Annotated in this window: 21 protein-coding genes; 10 read left to right on the plus strand and 11 right to left on the minus strand. The window is 38.9% G+C overall.

All coding sequences use genetic code 11. The features are described 5' to 3' along the window. Window positions 1-84: 84 nt before the first annotated feature. The 8 genes from DV702_RS00260 (at window position 85) to DV702_RS00295 (ending at window position 9,775) form a co-directional block, all read left to right on the plus strand. A complete protein-coding gene (locus tag DV702_RS00260) occupies window positions 85-1,749 on the plus strand; it encodes a glucosaminidase domain-containing protein (protein WP_240315706.1) in 1,665 nt (554 codons plus the stop codon). A 188-nt stretch (window positions 1,750-1,937) separates the two neighbouring features. Next, the gene (locus DV702_RS00265) at window positions 1,938-3,725 is read left to right on the plus strand and encodes a transglutaminase domain-containing protein (RefSeq protein WP_114922897.1); all 1,788 of its coding nucleotides are present in this window, start codon (window positions 1,938-1,940) and stop codon (window positions 3,723-3,725) included. A gap of 153 nt (window positions 3,726-3,878) precedes the next feature. Beyond that, the gene (locus DV702_RS00270; RefSeq protein ID WP_162805675.1) at window positions 3,879-5,801 is read left to right on the plus strand and encodes an FUSC family protein; all 1,923 of its coding nucleotides are present in this window, start codon (window positions 3,879-3,881) and stop codon (window positions 5,799-5,801) included. 263 nt (window positions 5,802-6,064) lie between these two features. Beyond that, entirely contained in the window at window positions 6,065-7,054 is a 990-nt protein-coding gene (locus DV702_RS00275; RefSeq protein ID WP_114922899.1) for an ABC transporter substrate-binding protein, read from the plus strand. A gap of 18 nt (window positions 7,055-7,072) precedes the next feature. Further along, on the plus strand, window positions 7,073-8,059 hold the full coding sequence (locus DV702_RS00280) for a FecCD family ABC transporter permease (protein WP_114922900.1): 987 nt from the start codon (window positions 7,073-7,075) through the stop codon (window positions 8,057-8,059). 1 nt (window position 8,060) lies between these two features. Beyond that, on the plus strand, window positions 8,061-8,840 hold the full coding sequence (locus tag DV702_RS00285; protein ID WP_114922901.1) for an ABC transporter ATP-binding protein: 780 nt from the start codon (window positions 8,061-8,063) through the stop codon (window positions 8,838-8,840). Window positions 8,841-8,858: 18 nt separating this feature from the next. Next, the gene (locus tag DV702_RS00290) at window positions 8,859-9,374 is read left to right on the plus strand and encodes a HugZ family pyridoxamine 5'-phosphate oxidase (protein WP_114922902.1); all 516 of its coding nucleotides are present in this window, start codon (window positions 8,859-8,861) and stop codon (window positions 9,372-9,374) included. Further along, window positions 9,371-9,775, plus strand: a complete 405-nt coding sequence (locus DV702_RS00295) for a DinB family protein (protein ID WP_114922903.1) — start codon at window positions 9,371-9,373, stop codon at window positions 9,773-9,775. Before DV702_RS00290 ends, DV702_RS00295 begins: the two co-directional genes overlap by 4 nt. 97 nt (window positions 9,776-9,872) lie before the next feature. On the opposite strand, the gene DV702_RS00300 is transcribed toward DV702_RS00295, so the two are convergent. The 8 genes from DV702_RS00300 to DV702_RS00335 form a co-directional block, all read right to left on the minus strand. Further along, the gene (locus tag DV702_RS00300) at window positions 9,873-10,535 is read right to left on the minus strand and encodes a hypothetical protein (protein ID WP_114922904.1); all 663 of its coding nucleotides are present in this window, start codon (window positions 10,533-10,535) and stop codon (window positions 9,873-9,875) included. 6 nt (window positions 10,536-10,541) lie between these two features. Next, on the minus strand, window positions 10,542-10,901 hold the full coding sequence (locus DV702_RS00305; RefSeq protein WP_162805676.1) for a FixH family protein: 360 nt from the start codon (window positions 10,899-10,901) through the stop codon (window positions 10,542-10,544). Then, entirely contained in the window at window positions 10,898-11,566 is a 669-nt protein-coding gene (locus DV702_RS00310; protein ID WP_114922906.1) for an ABC transporter ATP-binding protein, read from the minus strand. Before DV702_RS00310 ends, DV702_RS00305 begins: the two co-directional genes overlap by 4 nt. Beyond that, window positions 11,559-12,356, minus strand: a complete 798-nt coding sequence (locus DV702_RS00315) for an ABC transporter permease subunit (protein WP_114922907.1) — start codon at window positions 12,354-12,356, stop codon at window positions 11,559-11,561. The genes DV702_RS00310 and DV702_RS00315 overlap by 8 nt, the downstream gene beginning before the upstream one ends. Next, window positions 12,356-13,663: a nitrous oxide reductase family maturation protein NosD gene (gene nosD, locus DV702_RS00320; protein ID WP_114922908.1), complete on the minus strand. Its 1,308-nt coding sequence runs from the start codon at window positions 13,661-13,663 to the stop codon at window positions 12,356-12,358. Before nosD ends, DV702_RS00315 begins: the two co-directional genes overlap by 1 nt. Next, the gene (locus DV702_RS00325) at window positions 13,660-14,226 is read right to left on the minus strand and encodes a hypothetical protein (protein ID WP_114922909.1); all 567 of its coding nucleotides are present in this window, start codon (window positions 14,224-14,226) and stop codon (window positions 13,660-13,662) included. Before DV702_RS00325 ends, nosD begins: the two co-directional genes overlap by 4 nt. 67 nt (window positions 14,227-14,293) lie before the next feature. After that, a complete protein-coding gene (gene nosZ / locus DV702_RS00330; RefSeq protein ID WP_114922910.1) occupies window positions 14,294-16,165 on the minus strand; it encodes a Sec-dependent nitrous-oxide reductase in 1,872 nt (623 codons plus the stop codon). 18 nt (window positions 16,166-16,183) lie between these two features. After that, window positions 16,184-16,615: a c-type cytochrome gene (locus tag DV702_RS00335; protein WP_114922911.1), complete on the minus strand. Its 432-nt coding sequence runs from the start codon at window positions 16,613-16,615 to the stop codon at window positions 16,184-16,186. Window positions 16,616-16,946: 331 nt separating this feature from the next. Between DV702_RS00335 and DV702_RS00340 the strand changes: the two genes are divergently transcribed. Continuing rightward, window positions 16,947-18,872, plus strand: a complete 1,926-nt coding sequence (locus DV702_RS00340) for a 3'-5' exonuclease (RefSeq protein WP_114922912.1) — start codon at window positions 16,947-16,949, stop codon at window positions 18,870-18,872. A gap of 47 nt (window positions 18,873-18,919) precedes the next feature. Here DV702_RS00340 and DV702_RS00345 read toward each other — a convergent pair whose 3' ends face one another. The 3 genes from DV702_RS00345 to DV702_RS00355 form a co-directional block, all read right to left on the minus strand. Then, window positions 18,920-19,135, minus strand: coding sequence for a hypothetical protein (locus tag DV702_RS00345; protein WP_114922913.1), 216 nt, complete (start codon window positions 19,133-19,135; stop codon window positions 18,920-18,922). Window positions 19,136-19,253: 118 nt separating this feature from the next. Next, window positions 19,254-20,417 carry an IS256 family transposase gene (locus DV702_RS00350; RefSeq protein WP_114922914.1) on the minus strand — a complete coding sequence of 388 codons (1,164 nt, stop codon included), beginning with the start codon at window positions 20,415-20,417 and terminating at the stop codon, window positions 19,254-19,256. Window positions 20,418-20,490: 73 nt separating this feature from the next. Beyond that, the gene (locus DV702_RS00355; RefSeq protein ID WP_162805677.1) at window positions 20,491-20,865 is read right to left on the minus strand and encodes a hypothetical protein; all 375 of its coding nucleotides are present in this window, start codon (window positions 20,863-20,865) and stop codon (window positions 20,491-20,493) included. Between the two features lie 59 nt (window positions 20,866-20,924). Here DV702_RS00355 and DV702_RS00360 point away from each other — a divergent pair, with 59 nt between their 5' ends. Then, window positions 20,925-23,045: a hypothetical protein gene (locus DV702_RS00360; RefSeq protein WP_114922916.1), complete on the plus strand. Its 2,121-nt coding sequence runs from the start codon at window positions 20,925-20,927 to the stop codon at window positions 23,043-23,045. Window positions 23,046-23,060 lie beyond the last annotated feature (15 nt).

Genomic DNA, 23,060 nt, shown 5'->3' on the forward strand with positions numbered 1-23,060 from the left:
TGGGAGTTTTTTTGTGGAAATCTATCAAAAAACTCATTTTCCTGTATACTATATAGTAAAAGGAGGATGATAGTTTTGAAGTTTATGAAGTTGCTTCTATATATATGGACCGTACTATTTATAAGTTTATTCACAACCGTTTCAACAGTAGAAGCCGCTACTATCGCCTGGCCACATTCATCAGATGAAGAGCCGAATAAATCGTGGAAAGTGACATTTAATAAATCTGTAGATCGTGCGACGGTCAATCCAGAGACGCTATATATTACGGATTCAAAAGGCGTCAAACAAGCAAATTCGTGGACGTTTTCAAATAACGATCAATCGATACATATTGCCCCACCAGCAGATGGTTATCGTTTTGCAGAAACGTATACGATGCATATTACGGAGTCTGTTCGGACAATTGAAGGAAAAGCGTTAAAACAACGTGTTAGTAAAACGTTTACGATTAAAAAGCAACCAACCTATGAGGTCGTAACAGTTAAATCAGATGGTAGCACGACCGTAGTAAATAATTTTTCTAATTTCGGAGATGCTTTGCGTCAGATGGGGTCAAATGAAGCGATTATGTTTCAAGGTAAGATTATTCATATGCCCGCTGGATTAGTGTCTACGAAATCATTAGGTTCTAGTTCGTTAACGATTCTTCATTCAGATAAACTTTTGAAAAAGGAAATAACATACGTGCCGGCGGATACGGAATTAGTATATGTGGATTCAACAGAAACTTACGTAGAAGTTGAGTTGGCAGGGGTGAATTATTTTATAAAGCAAGGCAATAGTCAGTTACTTCCGATTCAAACAATACGTGATCGATCGTATTATTTTGTTCGAGATGGTTCATTATTTCATTCGATTTATGCGCATAAAACAGCTAAGTATGGAACATATGAAATGGGAATAGCACCTTCGTTTATGAGAGAAGGTGTAAAATACTTCAGCACAGACGGTAGTCATTTTTCTGATGAAACCGGACAAGCTGTAGGAGTTGCTTATCAATATTTTCAGTACTTGCCGTTACGCAGTGAAACGCGCTACACAGCTGAAGAGTTGGATGCTTATATACTAAAAAGACTACAACAATTGGAACAAGCTTATCCGAACTCTCTCGTTTATCGCGATGCAGCGACTAAAAGTAAGTTACTAGGATTGGGTACTGAACTTAAGAGGATTGAAGCAGAAAATCATGTCAATGCCATGCACATATTGGCGTTGGCACAGCATGAAAGTACGTATGGGTTAAGTACATACGCACAAAAGTATAATAACTTATTTGGTTTATATGTAACAGATGACAATCCATCCAAAAAGTATTTTGAAACAGTCGGTGAAAATATCGAAGCACTATTGAATGCGTTTCTTAACAAAAATTACTTACCCCCGAACGCAAAATATGCAAACGGTACAAACTTTGGAAATAAAGCAGTCGGTGTCAACGTCAAGTATGCATCTGATCCATATTGGGGGTCGAAAATTGCAGGTCATCTTTATCGCATGGATCGGATGATGGGAAGTCTTGAATTGACGAATCAACAAACACTTGGCGTGACGAATACAGAAGATTTAAAAGTTCGTCTTGATCCTAATACAAGTCGTCCGTGGGTTTATAACTATCCAAAAGCAGGCATGCCGTTACTGATTTTAAATGACCAATTGCCGGACAATCCATGGATTAGTATTCGTTCAGATACGATACCTTATGAAACATTGTACGTACATGGAAAATATGTAGATAAAATCAATTGAATAGCGCAAAAAACATCAGAAAATCATATTACATGATCTTCTGATGTTTTTTTTGAATAGTTTCATTTTTTAGGAAATAGAAGATTGACAAATTAATAGTTACTCGATACTATTAATTTAAGTCATAGTACCTAATTTTAATTATGATATTAACATACTAAAGATATGATTATAAAGGGGTGTTAATAATGAAAAGAGTAGTTTGGAGCGTACTGATTGCAGGATTATTACTACTTACCACTACCCATGCCGAAGCATCTATAGAGAGTTATCAACCATCTACGATCTATTCCACGACTAAAGATTTTATCACTGGTGAAGTGAGTTATCATCGCGTAAATCATTCACACACGGAAGACGTTGCAGTTGAATCAATAGAACTGGAAAATTACCAGCAGATGGTACCTTTCATTAGAGAAGCAATTGGAAAAATGGACAACTCTATCGTGTTTGAGTATGAAGTCATCTCTGATCAAGCGTTCGACAGCAAAGAACATAATGAAGAAATTATCCTATTATGGAATGAATTACTTAAAGAGGGTACGTATGAAACGGGAGTAATACGAAAAATGTCATTTGTGAATCATTATACTTCAGGTTCCGTGACAAAAGTGAAAATTGAAATCACCATTCATTACAATCATACAAAAGAACAAGAAGCTGAATTGACAGCGAAGATAGAAGAAGTTGCAAAAAACATTGCTAAATATGCGAAAACGGACTTAGAAAAAGTACTAGCTGTGAATGACTTCATTACACGTACGTATTCCTATTCGTTTGACACCAATCATACCCCGCACAGTCCGTTCACGATAATGGATGAAGGGCAGGGGGTATGCCAAGCCTATGCCCTAGTTGCGCAACGCCTTCTTCAAGAATTAGGTATGGACGTATATTATCAGACAGGAAAGATTTTAGACGGTGAATTACACGCGTGGAATCTAGTGAATGTGGATGGAGAATGGTATAACCTTGATACTACGTGGAACGATCCCATACTGGACCGAAAAGGGCAAACAACATATGAATATTTATTAGTTTCGGACGAAGTGATTAAAAAAACACGAACAGTAGATCCGCTTGGGTTGCCTAACGCGACTAGTAAAAAATATGATGTTTTGCGAACATATAGCCCTCATACTACATTTGGAGTATATGATGAAGAAAATATTTATGTGTCTGTATGGGAGGAAGGCTCAGGCTACACTATTAAGGCATACAATAAAGAAACGATGGATATAGTAGAAGGATTGAAGTTCAGTGCGGGGCGAGAGCTTGTCTCACATAACGGAATCATTTATCACTTAGGTTCTTACAGACAAAATAACGTCTATGCTTGGAACCGTTTGGAACAAACGATTATGTTATTAGAAGAAGGTACATTCGACCAACTGTATATAGAGAATAATAAATTGTATTACAGAGATGAAGAAAGTCAACAACTGACAACAATTGATTTACCAGAAATAATTCACCAACCAGGACAAATTGAAAGCATTCAGCAAGCAATTGACCAATTAGACGAATTTTCTCCACAATTTGAGGCAACTCTTACATTTGTAGAGAACATCTTTAGTAATCTATCAGACAGCGACCAATCACTTGTGGAAAATAAAGATCGTTTGTTTGCTATGAGTGCATTGTGGAAACAAAGGGGCCAAGTGGAAAAAACATTCGCTTCTTATAAAAAATGGTCTACGGTACTTGAAACAGATAATCCTTTGAAGCCGTGGACTATTACATTTAACGACACTATAGGAGAGACAGAGGACTCGCCTGTACGAATAGTAGATCACTACGGGCGCGATGTAGCAGGTATCACTGTCCAAATAGTAGGTAAAAAAGTAATAATGACACCTACCAAACCTTATGCTGTTGGTCACACGTACTATATTGTCGTAAACGATAACATTTATAGCACAAAACACGTGAAGTTAGCACAGGGGGTACATGCTTCCTTTATTGTGAAAAAATAATTTTATGCAGTCTAGAAAGGATACGTTAAAAGGTTAGCAATAGACCTTTTAGGGTATCCTTTTATTTAATTGAGGCTATCATAATATTTTACGCGAAGGATATTTAATGTTAAAGTATATTTCGTCATATACGCGTGAGAAAGGAATATGTCTATGAAACTAACTAAGAAAATGATTGTATCAAACACTATATTATTTATCTTTATTATCGGGTTCATCTTAGGATTTGGTGCATTATTCGGTAATGAAAATATTTTAATCGGTGTGTCCACCATTACAGCGATGCTTATGTTGCTGGAGAGAGATTTGACAAGTCACCCAATAGGAAACACGATGAAATTTATCGTATTAAATGTATTCATTGGTGTGGCTGCTTTTTTAACGGGCTTTAATGTATGGCTCGCAGTTCCAATCAACTTTATAGCGATGTTCGTCATTAGCTATTCATTATTATTTAATTTGAAAAATCCTCTTTACTTACCATTCTCTCTGCAATACCTCTTCATTTTAGCGATGCCTGTAGCGGTCGATCAAATGCCGCTTCGATTAGCTTCTCTCGTATTTGGTGCATTGGCGATTATGGGTGTCCAAATGATCGCAAATAAAAACAAAGTTACAAAAAGCGGAGATAAATTAGTCGTCTCCATTTGTTTAGCGTTAATCGAAAAGATTAAGTCGATGCAAACAAATGAATCACATGAAGAATTATCTAAACAGATTATGAATGATGTCAGTAGCTTACGAAGTATCATTTATGATAAGCGAGAAGATAATTTTTACTTGACAGAAGAAGGACGATTAAAAGTTAATATTTCTGTTGCACTCGAAAAGATTAACATTTTATTGGATAGTGTACCCAAAGATCAACCGCCACATGCGTTAGCAGAAGATTTGATTCGCATTCTCGAGTTGGCTTCAAAGAGTTTGCACGATCCAGAAGCAGTGAAGGCGCTTGGAGAAACATATGATCAAATGCTTCTGCACTATAAAGCAGCACATAATCACGACTTACTCGTTTTAGGTATGTTAAATCATCTAGAGTTCTTAAGACAGAGTTTGTCTGAGTTATCATCTCTAGACAAAGAACATTACAATGTGGTCAAAAAAATTGAACAGATTCCAAAGAAATTCAGGAAAGTATCGATTGCAGAAAGACCGAGCCACACGAATTCGATGAAACTTTCTTATGCGGTCCGTATGGCTATCGGTATTACAATTGCGGGATTTATTACGGATTATTTTGATTTGGCAGAAGGTCGGTGGATGATGTTTACCGTCTTATCGGTCATTATTCCTTTATATGAACAGTCGCAAAAGAAGATGCGTGATCGGGTGTTTGCGACGATTGTAGGGGGAGTAGCCGTAACATTAACGTTTATGGTGTTCCACAGTCATACAGCGCGATCGATCCTTCTTATGTTCGCTGGATATTTAATGAGTTACGTCAAAGTGTATCGCTATAGTACGATACTCGTCACATTTTCAGCTATCGGATCAGTAGCATTAATTACAGGCACGACACAAATATTTACACTGGAACGAGTATTATTTGTTGTTGCCGGCGTCGTCTTAGCGTTACTCATTAATAAATTTATTCTGCCATATAAATTAGAAGACGCCAATCGTGATTTGTATGCTATGTATGATGATACAGTCCGTGAAATGATAGTGGAAATTGATTATAAAGTACGAGATAAAGGGAATGAAAATGCAGTCAAAAACTTATTACTAATCGCTAATATGATTGAAGATCGTCTGCATGTGAACAATCAAGATACACCGACAGAAAACGGAATTGCCTGGATGAGACACCAACGCCGCGCCACGACAACATTATATGAGTTATATAGTTGGCTGGATCAGCGGGGGGTTCAAGCATCTAATATACCAACCATTTCTTCAGAGTTAAGCGTCCTATTAGATACTAAAATGGACATCACGAAGTTAGAACAACGCGTAGTGGAGATAAAAGACGCGATTCATACAACACCTAGAATAGAAGATCGCATGGTGTTGCGTCTGATAGTGGAAGTGATGGAAGAATTACTGGGCGCGCGGAAACTTGTGAGCTCATAAGGAGTGAAGTTCCGCTCGTAGGTTGTGGCGTTGCGCTCATAGAACGAGTGTCTCCGCTCATAAACAAGTAGCCCCAAAAAGTCATCTTTTAAAACAGTCTCCGCCACACGGAGGCTGTTTTTGTCATGTGAAAATTTTGTAAAAATAAATAGATGTTGACAACTGATAATGAGAACAGTTATCATTATCAACGATACTGAAAATCATTCTCATTGCAAAGCGCTGAGAAACAGTGAATATACATAATCAGGAGGAAACATCGAGTGAAAAAGCTATGCATTGGTTTATTAATCGGAGTACTTGCTGTCTTAACGGCTTGTTCATCTGACGCGAAAGATTCACAGGAAACGCCAGAAAAAGAGACGGAAGTTGAAACAGATGTAAAAGATACAGAACAAAAAGCAGCTGAAACAGGGGATGGAGTGGACGAGGCTGAATTGGCAGAACTGATTGCTCATTTTCCGGAAACGGTTCCAGAGCGTATGATCACAACATCCGTGCCATTGGCGGAAATGCTACAGTTGCTGGATGTAACACCGGTAGGAGTACCGACTTCAACAAATCCTTTACCGACTGAATTTGAATCAATTGACCGTATTGGTTCCCCGATGGCACCTGATTTGGAAGGCATCACAAAGCTTGAACCGGATGTTATTTTGGGTGCTAAGTCATTGCAGAGCACATTAGATAAAACGCTAGAAGGAATTGATTTACAAACAGCTTATTTACCGACTGATTCATTTGGAGATTTAAAGTTAAGCTTTAAAGCACTTGGCACGTATTTTGATAAAGAGGAAGAAATGCATGCGGTGCTGGATCAGCTGGTTTCAAAAGAACATGAGTTAGTAGAAGAAGGTAAAGATAAAGAATTGCCAAGTGTCATGCTGATGATTGGTACAGCAGATTCATTCATGGTGATGAATGAAAAATCATACGTGGGTAGTTTGATCGAACGTTTAGGAGCAGATAACATCGCAACATCTGTCTTGAAAGCGAAAGATACGTATTCTCCAATCAATATGGAAGATGTAGTTGTAGCGGATCCGGATATTATTTTAGTGTTAGCGTCCGGCGATCACGGGGCATCTGAAGAAATGTTCGAAAAAGAAGTAGAAAGCAATGAAACATGGAAGCAAATGTCTGCTTATAAAAATGACAGTGTCCATATTCTGGATTATGAAGTGTTTGGTGTGACTTCCATCAAAAATGCAGAAACAGCGTTGACGGAGATTTCTACTTATTTTTATAAGTAACAGAAGGGATTATATGCAATGACGAACTCTCGGAGCGGGATTACGGTAAGTGCGACAGTAGCATTGATGATGCTGGCGGCGGTCATAGCGATTGGTTTAGGAAGTGTAACGATTGCAGTGCCTGATATCCTTCAAACTTTATTTAAAACAGCAGAGAGTACAGTGCACGATACAATCATTTTCAACATACGATTGCCGCGTGTTTTATTAGCACTCGTCATTGGAGCGAATATTGCAGTGTCAGGTGCGATTTTACAGGCTGTTATGGGAAATCCACTTGCAGACCCGGGATTAACGGGTGTGACGAGTGGAGCGGCAGTTTGTGTGCTGGGTATTATGCTAGCGATGCCACAATACACACAGTTTATTCCGCTGGCGGCTTTTGTGGGCGGAATGCTAGCTGCAACTGCTGTTTATGCGCTTGCTTGGAAACGTAATGGAATTTCGCCTATTACAATCATTTTAGCAGGTGTGGCGGTTAATGCACTGTGCGGTGGTGTCGTAGGGTATTTGTCTATTATGTACAGTGATCGTTTACCGTCTGCTGTTCAATGGATGAATGGGAGTCTGGCAGCAAAAGGGAATTCAGCATTATGGATGGTGCTACCTTATTCAATTATTGGTTGGATTTTATCAATATTTGCTATTCGTAAAGCGAATGTCATTCGAATGGGTGATCAAGTAGCGATGAATTTAGGCGAGAACGTCAATAAAATTCGTATTCTGCTTTCTATTTTAGCAGTATTTCTTGCAGCGGTTTCGGTGGCGGCTATTGGCATGATCGGATTTGTAGGATTGATTGTGCCGCACATGGCAAGATTTTTAGTAGGATCCAACTACAAGTACATGCTGCCAATGAGTATGGCTTTAGGGGCATTGGTCTTGTTGCTCGCAGATACAGGCGGACGAACAATTTTTGCGCCAATGGATATTCCAGCAGGTATCATAATGGCCGTTATTGGCGGACCGTACTTTTTGTATTTAATGAGAAGGAGTGCATTCTGACATGTTTACAGTCGATTCGGTTTCTATTCGATATGAGCAAAAAACAATCATACGCGACTTTTCCTTTCATGTACAAAAGGGGGAAGTCGTTTCTATCATCGGTCCGAACGGTTCGGGGAAATCTACTTTATTGAAAGCAGTATCCAGACAATTACCTTACTATAAAGGAACAGTAGAGCTTGAAGGTGTGAACTTAAAGTCCATGAGCCAGAAGCAAATCGCACGAAAAATGTGTATGCTCAGCCAAAGAAACTTGGCACCTGCGGACATGTCGGTCTTCGATCTTGTATCATACGGCCGCTATCCACATAAAAAATGGTTTGAAAAACTTCAAGCAGAGGATCATGAAATTATAGAATGGGCAATTGAAAAAACACATTTGCAAAATTTCCGTGATCGAAAAGTGGCCTCCCTTTCTGGAGGAGAATCCCAGCGTGCATGGATTGCGATGGCTTTAGCACAACGTCCAAAGATTTTATTACTAGATGAACCGACAACTTATTTAGATATATCGCATCAACATGAAGTATTAGAACTAGTGCGCGAACTTAATCGTGACATGGGTATGACAATTATGATGGTGCTCCATGATTTAAATCAAGCTTCCTATTATAGCGATCAAGTCGTAGTAGTACAAGGTGGCGAAAAAGCAATGGTCGGAACACCACGTCAAGTGATGACGACAGATATGATTCGTCAAGTGTATCGAATGAATTCTGAAGTTCAATACAATCCGGCAGAGCACCATCCGCGGATTCATTTAGTAAGTACAGCAAGATAAACTGAGGAGGAATAAACAATGGCAAAAGAAATTGATATCGCAAAAACAAAAGAAGGCTATCTGAAATTTATGGAAGAACATAAAAATATCGTATTGAATATGGTGAACGAAGAAGGTCGTCCATTTGCAAGCTGTGCACCATTTGTCAAAAAAGACGGGAAGTTTTATGTGTACATTAGTCAAATTGCTGAACATTACCGTCACTTGGAATCCAATGAATGGATCGATGCGATGATTATTGCAGATGAATCGAATACTCCCAATCCTTTCGCAACTGAACGAGCGCGTTTTGGCTGCCAACCTAAAAACATTGGCAATGAAGGGCATGAAGAAATTTTCGAGTTGTTTAACGATCGTTTTAATCCGAAATTGCTAGAAGTGCTAAGAGGGTTAGATTTCTCTTTATTTGAATTAACTCCAACTGAAGGTCGTTACGTTGTAGGGTTTGGATTGGCGTTTGATATCGATATTGACGGCAACGTATTTAATCACGTAGTCGTAGATAAAAAGAATAAGCCGGGTGTGACGGCATGAGCGTAGAAACAGTTCTGCCAATTTGGAATGCATTACGCGAACGTTTTACAAAAATGGCCTCTGGATTAACAGAAGAACAATTAGATATGAGCATCGGAGAGTCTTCCGTCCGTTCTTTGCTATACCACACAGCAGAAGTGGAGTACATGTTTGCAGATTGGTATTTAGGAAAGTCAATGCCAGCAGAATTGCCGAAAGCTACGACGCTTCCAGAGTTGTTACACATCTTAAATGCTTCAGATGAACAGTTGAAGCAAGCGTTGTCGGAATTGACAGAAGAACAATGGCATATTCCCGTGGAGTCAAAAATGGGGGCATCTACACCTTTGGAAGTCGTCGGCCGTTTAATGTATCATGCGGGAATTCACTCAGGTCAGATCGCGCTTATTAAAAAACAGTAAAAAAAAATAAAAAAGTAGTGAAACGCAAATGATAAAACGCGTGAAACGTAGTTATGAAAAACTTAGTTTCACGCGTTTTCACTTTTTGTTGCATTTATCATTTTAAATATATTTCCATATCCACGCTAGATATTTGATCCTCATATAAATCCTCATATAATTTATTTGATTCATACGTAATTTCCGCTTCTGAAGCTTCCGTGTTAGTAGATCGAATATCTTTTTCAATTTCTTGGAGGACACGCTGCTTTAATAAATATTCATTGACGTAAGGAAAAATTTCCAAATCATAGTCTTTGCGACCGTAGTGATTGACCAATTGTTGAATCTCATGATTGTCTTCGATCAGTTGATTGAACTTCTGTACGTGATCTTCGACATCTTCTGGTGGAACGTAGTAACTCTTTTCTTTTGCGAGCAAAGACATGGAGTGTAATTCTATCAATGTTTGCAGCTTAACATTGACATTATCATATTGTGCTCGTTGCATATCCCAATACGAATCAATGTCGTCTATCTCTTCAGGAGAGGCGTCTTCCATATCCGCACTCCGGTTGCGCTCAATAAATATTTTTTGCATCAATGCGTAGAAGTCCATTTCTTTTTCTGTGAAAGTCGTATCATTGATTTTTACGACATCCTGTTCATTTTCCGTAGGTTCTTGAGGTGTAGCTGGTTCTTTAGCTGGTTCAGTTTCATTCGTACAACCGGTTAATACTAGGAAGAGTAGACTTACTAGTAGGAGGGAAATTCTTTGCACTATTCATCATCTCTCTTCAACGTCAAATGTAATAATTTGTTCTGTTTCATCATCGTTGGATGTTGCTTTTACATCTGCAATCCATTCTCCGCCCATCGGCAACACAACTTCACCGGTGTACATTCCATTTCCTTGCTCCGTAAGTTCCACTTTTATGTGGCCGTGATCCATTTTAGCCATTTCTAAATCTGCAGTAACTTCTAGTCCATCTACAGCTTCTTCATCTTTAGTAATTTTTAATACTAGTTCAGATGGTGTTTCACCCGAATAGATAGGTGCTTGTTCTACTTGTATATCAATACTTGATGAATTACATCCTACAAGTAAAAACACGACAAATGTCATAATCAAACTAATTTTTCTCAATGCCATTCCTCCTTCATATGTGTTTCGATAAATTCATCTACTGTGTATTTCGTTAGCTGGCCATCTTCTAGAAAAGCAACATGTGTACAAATTCTTTTAATTTCTGATAAGTGGTGGGAAGCCATCAAAATAGTTTTGTTTTGTAAGTTTGAAATTATCGTAAGTATTTCTTCACGACCGATAGGGTCTAACCCACTCGTAGGTTCATCTAAAATTATAATTTCTGTATCATAATATAAAACTAGCCCCAAGCCTAGACGCTGCAACATTCCTTTTGAATATGTAGAAATGGAATCATTTCGAGCTTCATATAAAGAAACAGATTGCAGGATCCTTTCCATTTTTGAAATATCAGGTTTTTGATCGGATAATGATGCGAAAAAACGCATGTTTTCCATTCCAGACAAATGGGGATACAGCTGAAATTTCTCAGGTAAATACGAAACGTACTTCTTCCATTCTTGCTTATGATTCGCTATACCATGAAGAGAAATTCCACCTTTTTTTACGGTGAGGAGATCGAGCAATAACTTAATCAGTGTGGATTTTCCAGCTCCATTACGTCCGACCAATGCACAGCGCTCATTTTTTTCTATATGCAAATTTATATCATTCAAGACATTTTTTCTGAAATAAGCATAAGTCAGTGACTCGATTTCAATCATTGATCGTCCCCCCATTTCTAAATACAGTGGTGAGTAAAAAGAATACAACTGGCCACATAATTGCGTTTAATAGTAGAAATAAGTTCATATCCATGAAAATAAACTTCTCCATCATTCTCGACATTTGATCCAATGAAAATAAGCCGAAACTTGTTTCCAAGTAGAAACGCATCGTGTGTATAGGGTCTAAAAAATAGAGCCAAGAGAAAAATCGTATATTCGCTAAACTGACGATAGGCAGGAAGTAAAGAAATATAAGATCGTACAGGAAAACTATGAAAAACCAAACGAGAATATTGGCACCGACTAACTGCATTTTTGAAGTAGTGGCGGTCCCTAGTAGAATCCCTAGTTGATTGAAGATCAACAAGAAAATTGCCATGACAAGCAAGAAGTGTAGAAAATTCGTTACATGGAACTCTAAGAAGAACTTCATGAAAATAGCTAATATCAAATAGGAACCGATAAATAATGAAATGAGGACTACTTGAATAGCTATAGTCTTTTTGAATAAAAACGACCAGTGAGATTCCTTTTTCGTCAATAAAATCATGGAAGTTTTTAACTCCTTTTCTTGGAAAATTGAAAAGGAAGCTAAAAACATAGAGAATAATGGTAGTAAATACATATTCATATCAAAAACAGACAATAACATCGCTTCGAATCCTAAATCAGCAGGAAAGTTACGTGCTTCAGCAATTAGGAATAAGGAGGCGATGATTAATACGATAATACCGAGCCACAAGCCTTTTCCGCGAGTCTGCTCTAAAAATTCCTTCCAAATATACATTAAAGCTTCACCTTCCTTATACTATTCCATATAAATATACTACTAAGTAGTAGAAAGATAATTGGTCCTAAAAGATACATCCAACTAGGCTTTTTATTGTCATCCATAAGAGGATATTTATCGTATGCCATAATTTTTTGTGAAGATAATAGAGCATTGAGCTTTTCGTAAATTAGAATCGCAGGGCTCGATAAAAACATATAGGCAAGTTCGTTTTCTTGTACTAGATGATCTAAAGCGGATGTATATTCTACCGGTTCATCGCCGATTCCGTCTTGATCGAAATCTAACTGGGGAGTGTACCAGTAATTACCTACCCCGTTTTTAAACCATTCATTATTAGACTCTCCTCCTACAGTCAACGCATCAATTTGATTTTTTCGAAAATGATTTTTGAAAAAGACATGTGCAGTAGAAGAAGTCCAAAGTTCGACACCGATCTGATTTTGAAAAAAGTCATTGCCTTCAATTGTGTTGCTCGTCGATTGCTCTAAATACAAACCTCTCTGGTTTAAGTGGAATTCATTATTCAACACATGGACATCACGACTCGTTTGTACGATTAAGCCAAAAGAGCGCGACCCTTGGTTGAATGAAAATTGATTGTTCTCAAGTAAAATATGATCAGAGTGCATAATCGCAGCGCCGCCCGTATTCTTGATAAATCGATTGTCTTTAAACTCATTAAAGTTTGAATACATATAATGCAAACCGTAGCGAGTTTCAGTCATAGTGTTACCCGTTACGACATTTTCATTTGAATACTCGACGAAAATTCCGTCTCGGGTCTTTTCAAAAAGACTGTTTTGAATCGTATTATTACTGGAGCGTGCGATGTGAACTCCGTTGCCTTGGTTGCCTAATGATTCGATGCCGTGCCCGACTACATGGCTATCTTTAATGACTGTACCCGTTGTTTTGTTTAAAAATATTCCATGGTAACTGTCAGAAATATGCACATTTTGTAACGTGTTTCGATCACCTATTATGCGTACACCTGCATGTTCTTCTTCCGAGCTCCGACTCATGCCACTACCTTTAATCTTGAGATTGCTCACTACCACATCGTCACTACGAATTTCGATAACATTTCCTGTTCGATCACCTACAATAGACGTTTGCTGTTGTCCATTCAATGTCATCGGTTTATCAATAACAATATTTCCTTCGTACTCTTTGTTTTCTAAAGTAAGAGTGCCGTTTGTTGGCGTATCATCAACCATTTTTTGCAACGACTCAGCAACGACTGGAAGGCCGAGTAGAAGAGAGAAAACGATAGTTAGAGAAAAAGAAGTAATCGATCTCATCTTCTCACCCGATCTTTCCACAGACAATAAATCATTAGAAGAAATGCTAAAACAAGCATGTATCCTCCATAGGTGAAGTAACTGGTCGTGATAAAGTTAGCAATCACATTATCTCCAATGATAGGTGGAACAAAAGGGGCTAGTTCAATAGGTGCCATAGGATCTAAATTGGTACCGAAGTCTTTTAGCCATCTTTTCATATCAAGCAATCCTGCTAATCCACCGATTGCGAAAATGACAAGCAATGCATATAGCAAGATCTTTCTTCTAAGTAAGGCAACTAGCAATGTTAATACTGCCATTCCAATAACTAAGTACGGCATATATTGCAATTCTGGAAACGATTCATTACTAAATTCCTTCATGCCTATATAATGGTTTAGGCCATTAACGATATCTATATTTCCAGCAAGGGTTGTAGGATAAACGATAATGTCTAATCCCTCTGGATATTGAGGTGCATAAAACTTCATGCCCCACCAAGGTACGAATAACGTCACTAAAATAATAGCGGAACAAATGAGTAAAATTACCATGGATGTTCTAGATAACCGTTGTTGCATTCGAACACCTCCTGAATCTTGAAAATGTGAAGAAGGACGGTGCCTCCTTCACATTTCATTCCTGTGTTTATTTTGGTTCAACTAGTAAATATCCACTCATCTCTTGGTGTAGCGCGGAACAGAAGTTTGTACAGTAAATCGGGAAGACACCCGATTTATCTGCCACGAATTCCAACGTGTTGGTTTGTCCAGGTTGTACTTCAAAGTTCAAGTTATAATCATTAATACCAAAACCGTGTGTGATATCTTGATCCAAATCGATATTCGTCATATGGAAGAATACTTTATCACCTTGCTTTACAGTGACAGAATCACGACGTTCAGCTTCGTAATCGAATATGAACTTGGAACGCATGGCAATACCGTAGACATGTACTTCATCGCCTTTACGTTCAACCCGTGCGTCTTCTTGCTTCCAAACAGAATTTGGTCGATCTTCTTCCTTTTCATATACTTTGATCGGATTGATTTTATCTCTATGAATAATTTGAGCATAATGCGGTTCGGGATCTACAGGAACAGCCATAATATGTTCCATCTTGTCACCGGAAATGTCAATTAAGTCCATTGATTCCGGGTGAGAAGGACCGACGGAAAGGAAGTTATCCTTAGCAATTTTGTTCAAAGAGACAAGCCATTTTCCGTCAGGAGAAACTGTATCTCCCTCTGTTGCTGCTGCGTGACCTGGTGAAAAGTAAGAAGGGGTACGGTCAATTACTTCACCTGTATCGATATTCCATTTGACTACTTCCGAAGAAATGAACATCGTATTAAATGCATTTCCACGATCATCGAATTGTGTATGGAGTGGTCCCAGCGCGCCAGGAGGGTCGACTTCTCTTTCCATAACACTTTCATAATCTAATATCGGGATACCAAATGCATCTTCTGTAAAGTCTGCTTTTTCAATAGCGTCAAATGCTTTCTCGAATGAGAAAACTGTCATCATCGGAGCTAGTTTCCCGGCTACGATAAATCTTGAGCCATCTGGCGTAACATCTACACCGTGTGGAGATTTAGCAACTGGTACTGCATAAATCCCACCATCGATATTACGAGGGTCAATCATTTTCGTTCCGTCTACTTCATCTCCAGCGCCTGCTTCGATAGCTTCCTCTAATTTCTTCCAATTTAGCATGACAATGTAGTCACGGTCGTGTTGGGAAGCGTTGATTTCAAGATTAGTCGTCGCAAACTCTGTGTTATAAGTAGTCATCACAATCCAGTCGCTGGACATTTTTTTACCAGCATCTGATAAGTCATATGACCAAGGGGGTAAAACGATCTGATACGCCAGATCGAATTTTTTCTTTTCCCTATCGAATGTTGTCATAGACACGACACCTTTATATTCTTCCTCATACTTATCAAGTGGTGCATACGCATCTCCAAGCGGTCGTGCAAATCGTGTCGGCAATGCGATATATTCCGTATTCTCTGTTACGAAGACACCAGCGTGTGGTCCACCCATATTGGGCAATGACATAATATCCGCCGTGTGGAAATTCTTTAAATCTACTGCAGCTACTCTATTATTCCCTACGTCATTAGCGAATAAGAACTCTCCATCGTAATCACCAGCTGTTTCTGAGATAGCAGGGTGGTGGAAGTCTCCCCATGTATAACCACCGAGCATTTCTTTCGTCTTATCATCGTAACCGTATCCTGTTGCTGGATCAGGAGTAAATACAGGCACTGTACGGATCTTTCTCATAGAAGGAAGTCCGTAGACGAAAAGTTGTCCAGAGTGTCCGCCGGAAGCGAGCATATAATATTCATCCAATTCACCATATGGCACGAAAACTTTTTCCGCTTTTGATTTATTAGAGGAAGCGCTTTCATCTCCTTTATTTAAATCTGCAAAAAAGACAAAGGCGATTAGCAATCCGAGTCCAATGCCTAGTAAAGCGGAAAGTATGCGTCCTGTTGTTCTATTCAAAGACTTCACCTCGTTTCTTTATTTTTCAGATGTTTCTTTTAAGAATGTAACAATTTGTTCTCTGTCTTCATCGGACAGAGGATTTTCCGCAATAACACCAGACATGACAGCGCTCGTTGGTTCTTTGAGGAAATCATCTAATTCCTTGCCGTGTTTATCTTTCACATTTACATATGCATCGGATAAATCAGGACCAGTATTACCTCCTGCAATTCCTGCATCTTTGACCGCATGGCAACTGATACAACTATTTGTACTTAACGGTTCAGCGCCAGCTGGTATTGCTTCTACTTCAGCATCATTTGGACTAGTGCCGTCTTCGTCTGAGTTTTCAACTTGGTTTGAAGCTTGTTCGTTCGGTATTGTTTTCTTACCATCGTGAAACAGTAAGTAACCAGCTCCAAATGCTAAAATAAAAGCGACTGCGAAAATCAGTAAATTAGACCTCATACATTCGAAACCTCCTACGTAATATATTTACCCATACATATCCCAAAGAGTAGGTATATTCTTACAGGTAACCTATACTGAATAGTTTAAAACATATTTTTTTAGGGAAATATGTTTTGTTTGATAAATTAGTGTCTTGTAAGTGTGTAGTCGTCGCTTTTATAAAAACTATATAAACATTTTTTTGATTTATAAATGAATTTATTTCGTAGGAACTGAAATATCATTCAGCTTAAATTTTCAATATAAATATTTACAAAAGACTAAGTTTTACAAATAATTACCTTATAGTATAATAGTATCAACTAATGTGAGTGAAAGGAGGATGTATATGGCATTTACAGTGCCCGAAACGATTCGTTCCAGCGCTACTGCTGGTGAGAGGTTATTATTCCGCACGTTAAAAAACTATTTACCAGATGACTATATTGTCTATTACGAGCCTGAAATACGAGGCAAACGACCGGACTTTGTAATTATAGGTCCTGATCTCGGTTTGATTGTACTTGAGGTAAAAGACTATACAAAAAACACACTATTCCAGCTTGATCGTGATGAATGGACATTGATCAATACAAATGGTGAACAAGTCAAAACAAAGAGTCCGCATAAACAAGCGCGGGAAAATGCTTTTTTACTTGTAGATGCATTGAAAAAAGACAAAAATCTTATTCAATTGGAAGGTAAATATCAATATCAATTAAAATTTCCTTATGGATTTGGTACCGTATTTACGCGACTACACCAAATGGATTTTATCAATCACGGACTGTATAGTGTCATAGAGCCTCATCTTTCATTCACGCGGGATGAAATAGATCCTGACCATGAAGCATTTACAGAAGAAAATTTATTGGAGAAAATCGCAAACATGTTCATCGTTCCTTATCGAATGCGTGAACCACTCGGTCAAGAAGAGATAGACGCAATCCGATATCACTTGTTTCCAGAAGTTCGCATTAGTGCAGAATTTAAGCAACCTTCTCCTTACCAAGATCAGTTACTACTGTCATTACACGATATTAAGACGATGGATTTGCATCAAGAGAATATGGCCAAACAAATAGGTGATAAAAATCGTTTAATACGTGGAGTAGCTGGTAGTGGAAAAACGTTGATTTTAGCGAGCCGCGCGAAGTTGCTTGCTCGTGAACATCCAGACTGGAAGATTTTAATACTCTGTTATAATATTTCTTTAGCGCAGAACATTGAACAAATGATAAGTCATATGATGAACGAGCCCGAATCCTTATTCGATTTTGATTTTACCAATGAAGGTCAACCACGCCAATCTGCTGATCATCTTATTAACGTGCGTAACTTCCATAGTTGGCTGCGTAATGACTTGCGGATATCAGAGGCGAATATTCCAGTGATGATTGAAAAATTACAAAGTGGCGAAGCAATTTTACCGACATATGATGCGATTATGATTGACGAAGGACAAGATTTCGACGCAGATTGGTTCAAATTAGTAAGCCATTTACTGAATCCGGATACAAAATCATTGTTATTAGTGGAAGATCGGGCACAGTCTATTTACAAGCGGGGCCGTTCTTATTTGCAAGATACAGGTTTGGATTTTCGCGGCCGCTCTAAAGTGTTAAGCATTAATTATAGAAATACAGCCCAGATCGTCTCGTTTGCGTGGAATTTTTATCAGCAATATTCTGTTTTGAAAAACAAAGTAGTGAGTAAAGAGTTTGAAGGGGATATTATTTCTCCGCAAAGCACACGTCGAAAAGGCTACGAACCTGCGATCATACGCACAAACAGCTTTGAACGCGAAGTAAAGTCCGTTGCCAAACAAATTGCCAAATTGCATCGAGAAAAGAACTTACCGTACTGTGAAATGCTGATTTTATATCGTGTCAAACGTGACTCTACTATGGACTATATTTCTCACCTGAAAAGAGCATTAGAAGGGGAAGGGATTCCTTACTATTGGATTGCGGAAAATAGCGATTCTAAGCGTAATTATAAAAAAGACCAAGAGACTGTAAAAATCAGCACAATTGAAAGTAGTAAAGGTCTAGATTTTCAAGCCGTTTTTATAGTCAATGCAAATAATATTCCATTCACGTTAGTAGACGATGTTGAGCGTGAAGCATCGCTGTTATATATCGGTATGACACGGGCGAAAGAATACTTGTGGATTTCATATTCTGGACATTCTGATTTCACTGCATACTTTGACGGTATTTTAGAAGAACGGAACAAAGAGCAATCTCTATCTATCATAAAGCAAATAAAATAATAGTAGATACTAGGCCACAACTAAAATAAAGTTCATTTCCTTTCGCTCTAATACATTTCGAAAATCTCAAAAGTAGTTACTAACAGAGCAATACGAAAAAGCGTAGTCGCGCTCATAAAATGTTCGAATCCGCTCATAGCGAGTGTGCCTGCGCTCATAGAATGTTCGGATCCGCTCATAGCGAGTGTGTCTGCGCTCATAGAATGTTCGGATCCGCTCATAGCGAGTGTGTCTGCGCTCATAGAATGTTCGGATCCAGTCAAGTCCTTGATCTTGTGTAAATTACTTATCCCCTATTGAATGTCACTTCACGGATAGTTCGATTTGCTGTTCCCGCAGGGAGGGGGTACCCCCTCCCTGCGGGAACAGTTTTGTTTTGACTTACCGTAGCGGGCTGCCTTTTTGTAGACGTTCATCCGCCTCCATCAGCACAGCACCGATCAGTCGAAAGGCAGACTGCTCATTTGGAAAAATGCGGATGACTTGTTCTCTTCTTCGCACTTCTTGATTTAAGCGTTCTAGGTGATTGGTAGAACTTGTATAGCGATGATAACGAGAAGGCTCATTTAAGAACTGCGTGGCCTCATCATAGCCTCCCTCAAGAATATCTAACGCTTTTTGAACACGTGGCTCTTTCGCATACTTCTCTACCAGCCGTTCTTTCGCTTCCCGAGCTCCTTCAAGATCAGCGCTCATAAAAATAGTGCGCACGTCCGCCATAAAGGATTTGGCCATTTTTTTCGGTAATGCTTTTAGTAGATTCCGCTTGAAATGGACAGTACATCGTTGCCAAGAAGTCCCGACAAACTCCTGGCTAATCGCCTTCTTGAGCCCCTCATGTGCATCCGAGATGACAAGGTCAGGAGATTGGAGTCCACGTCGCTTTAGACTCTGGAGGAACGACTGCCAAGCTTCGAAACTCTCTGCTTGATCAATTTTCAGCCCCACCACTTCCCGGCGGTTGTCCGTGCTGATCGCCGTCGCGATATAAACTGCTTTGGAAACCACTTTTCGATTCTCACGGACTTTGATATACATGGCGTCCACATGCAAGTAACGATACGTCGTCACATTCAAAGGACGGCTGGCCCATTGGTTGACGATCGGATCGAGCTGGGCAGTCAGTGAAGATACGAAAGATTTAGAAACCGTTTCTCCGCATAATGTCTCGATAACATTCGTCACTTTCCTTGTGGAAACGCCACTGACCACCATCTCTAGCATGGAAAGCATAAACGCCTGGTCCACCCGTGCATATTTTTCAAAAACCGATGTCGAAAAACCACCTTCTCGTGTACGCGGAACTTTTAATTTCACGCGCCCGATAGTGATCATCAGTTCTCGTTCATAGTAGCCGTTGCGATAGTCACGTCGCTCAGCTACTCGTTCATATTTGGCCGTTTCCAAATACTCATCTCTTTCTTTTTCCATATACTCATTTAATATGAGAACGACAGCAGATTTCAGCACGTTGTCCAGATTAGAAGTCATCACCGCTTCTTTTAGTTCTTCCTCGTTTATGTTAAGATAATCAAATAGGGTCATCATCAATTCCTCCTCAATGTGATCGTGGTTGTGAACATTGTAACATAGGGAATTGATGTGGCTCTTTTTCTATTTACACAATTATATGGACTTTATCTTCGGATCCGCTCATAGCGAGTGTGTCTGCGCTCATAGAATGTTCGGATCCGCTCATAGCGAGTGTGTCTGCGCTCATAGAATGTTCGGATCCGCTCATAGCGAGTGTGTCTGCGCTCATAAAACGTTCGAATCCGCTCATAGCGAGTGTGTCTGCGCTCATAAAACGTTCGAATCCGCTCATAGCGAGTGTGCCTGCGCTCATAGAATGTTCGAATCCGCTCATAGCGAGTGTGCCTGCGCTCATAAAATGTTCGAATCCGCTCATAGCGAGTGTGCCTGCGCTCATAAAATGTTCGAATCCGCTCATAGCGAGTGTGTCTGCGCTCATAGAAATGCCACGTTCGCTCATAGAATTTCCACTCCCGCTCATCGCAGTTAAGTTCCCCCTGTTTTATAGGTCAGTAAATAATGTCAAATGATCGATTTTGCTATCTTAACAAATCTTCCGTAATGCCGATAAAAAGTAGAGAAGACCTATTTTTAAAAAGTATTAAAGGGCTTTTTACAGAAGTATTTGGAACAAAAAATAAAGCAGGGGAGAATGAGCAGATGAAACAACTATGTAAGATTGCGCTGGCATTCGTGTTGACGGTCAGTATGCTTAGTGTTGGATTAAAGGCGGATGCTGCAACGGCGATAGGAACACCAGTTGAGAAAAAGCCGTATGAGTATGAATTTAAAGAAACAGCAGCTCTATACAATGGATTTACAGGTGCGAAAAATGTTGTTATAACATTTGATAAAAACATCCGCACTATTACAAAAGAGGATGTATACGTTGTTCAACAAGTGGCTGGGACTGACATCGAAGTGCCTATTATAGATACAGTTTCACCTGTAGGCAAAGTGTTAACGATTACTTTTAAAAACTTGGAGCTTATTGATCATAAGAAAAGTGACGACTTTAAACTAATTATTAAAAAGGGAAAGTTGTATTTTGATCAACTGACAAATTATGAATTGCCGTTTAAATTTTATGATTTACTACCAGGATTTGAGTCTGTATTCGTCAATAGTAACAATGCCAAACTAATTAATGAGAAAATCTTTATGCATAACGAGCCGCGTGAAGTAATTATTCAAGTTCCGCCAATCTACATGACGAAAATTGAAACGATTCACCGCTATAAAGGTGTCGTAGATCCATCAAATAACGCGCCAAACCTGTCGAATATTGACGTCATTGCAGATTCACGTGCTGCGCGTCTTAAAGTAAAGCTAGGCACCAGCGCGCAACACGAGAGAGATTTAAATCGTTCGGTTACTGGGGTAAACGGTTTCTCAATGGGGCAGGCAGGTATCACAGAACTGTCCTGTGTAGAAAATGATCCTAAAACAGAAACGTGCAAAGAATATAAGCAAAGTGATGATTTCGAGTTAACTGCTTATAGTGAACATGGTCGTAAGCTTGAAACGAAGAATTTCAAAATGAGAGTGAATGATCGGGAAAAAGATTTCAAAATTAATGATTACGTAACAGCGGATTTAAAATTTTTCGGAAAGCCTGTTAATTTATACGAAATTTTAGCATCGCCAGATTTATTGGACAAGATTGTAAGAGAAGTGGACGTTAGGGCATTAAATGACTTAGCTGTTGTGTACTCAGTAGGTAATAGTATTGAGGTTAAAAATTTGGAACAGCTTCAATTAGCATTGGCAAATGAACAATTTAAAACTATTAATGTATCAGGTACTATTAATGTGAACAGCCTGCCAGACGATACGCTTATCATTGATCGGAATGTAACTATTAAAGGCGGGAAAATTGAGGGTCATCTGAAGTTAGGAAATGGAACTGCCAATAAAATGATTCGACTGGATGACATGACAATTGACGGTGATGTAACGATTGATGTAGGTGCTGAGGGTACGGCTATTGTAAGTACTTCGACAGTTTTAGGCGCTACTACTATTGTAAGTGGTGGAGAAAAGTCAGTTCATTTTAATAACTTCAAGTCTGATGGCGGAATTGATATTTCTAACAACAGTCCGCTGCGTATTGTTACTTCAAATTCAGACCCGTTAATCTTTAGGTACAATGCAAAAGCTCCCGTACAATTAGAAGTAATCAGCGGGAAAGTGGATTTGAGTTTAAGTCCGGGTAATGAGCTAAAAGAAAGTAATGCATTTACTGTGTTGGCTAACAAAGAAGAAGACGTGGCGACTACACCGGATTTGACGGCAAGTAACCACTTTATTCTGAATGAAAAAGTGTTGGACGAAGATGATAAGACTACTGCGACGTCAGTGCTAGTTGTGGCAGGAAATCTCCAACTCCCTGCTGCTGGTATGGAATTTGACGTTACGATGATCAATAGTCGTATAAGTGAAGATGAACCTGCTAAAGGGAAATTGACGGATTGGAAAATAGTAAATACTCCAGAAGGTTGGACGGTCGACAAGGATAATTTATCTGGGAAATTTAGTATTACGGGTGCAGTGCAATCTAGTATAGGCAGTATTATATTAGAAGCAAAAGATGACGAAGGTAAATCGTATACGATGGAATTAAAAGTAGAAATAATCTAATTTGTGTACTAGACA

Origin of the sequence: Sporosarcina sp. PTS2304 (assembly GCF_003351785.1) — a bacterium.
In the GTDB taxonomy this organism is placed as follows: Bacteria; Bacillota; Bacilli; order Bacillales_A; family Planococcaceae; genus Sporosarcina.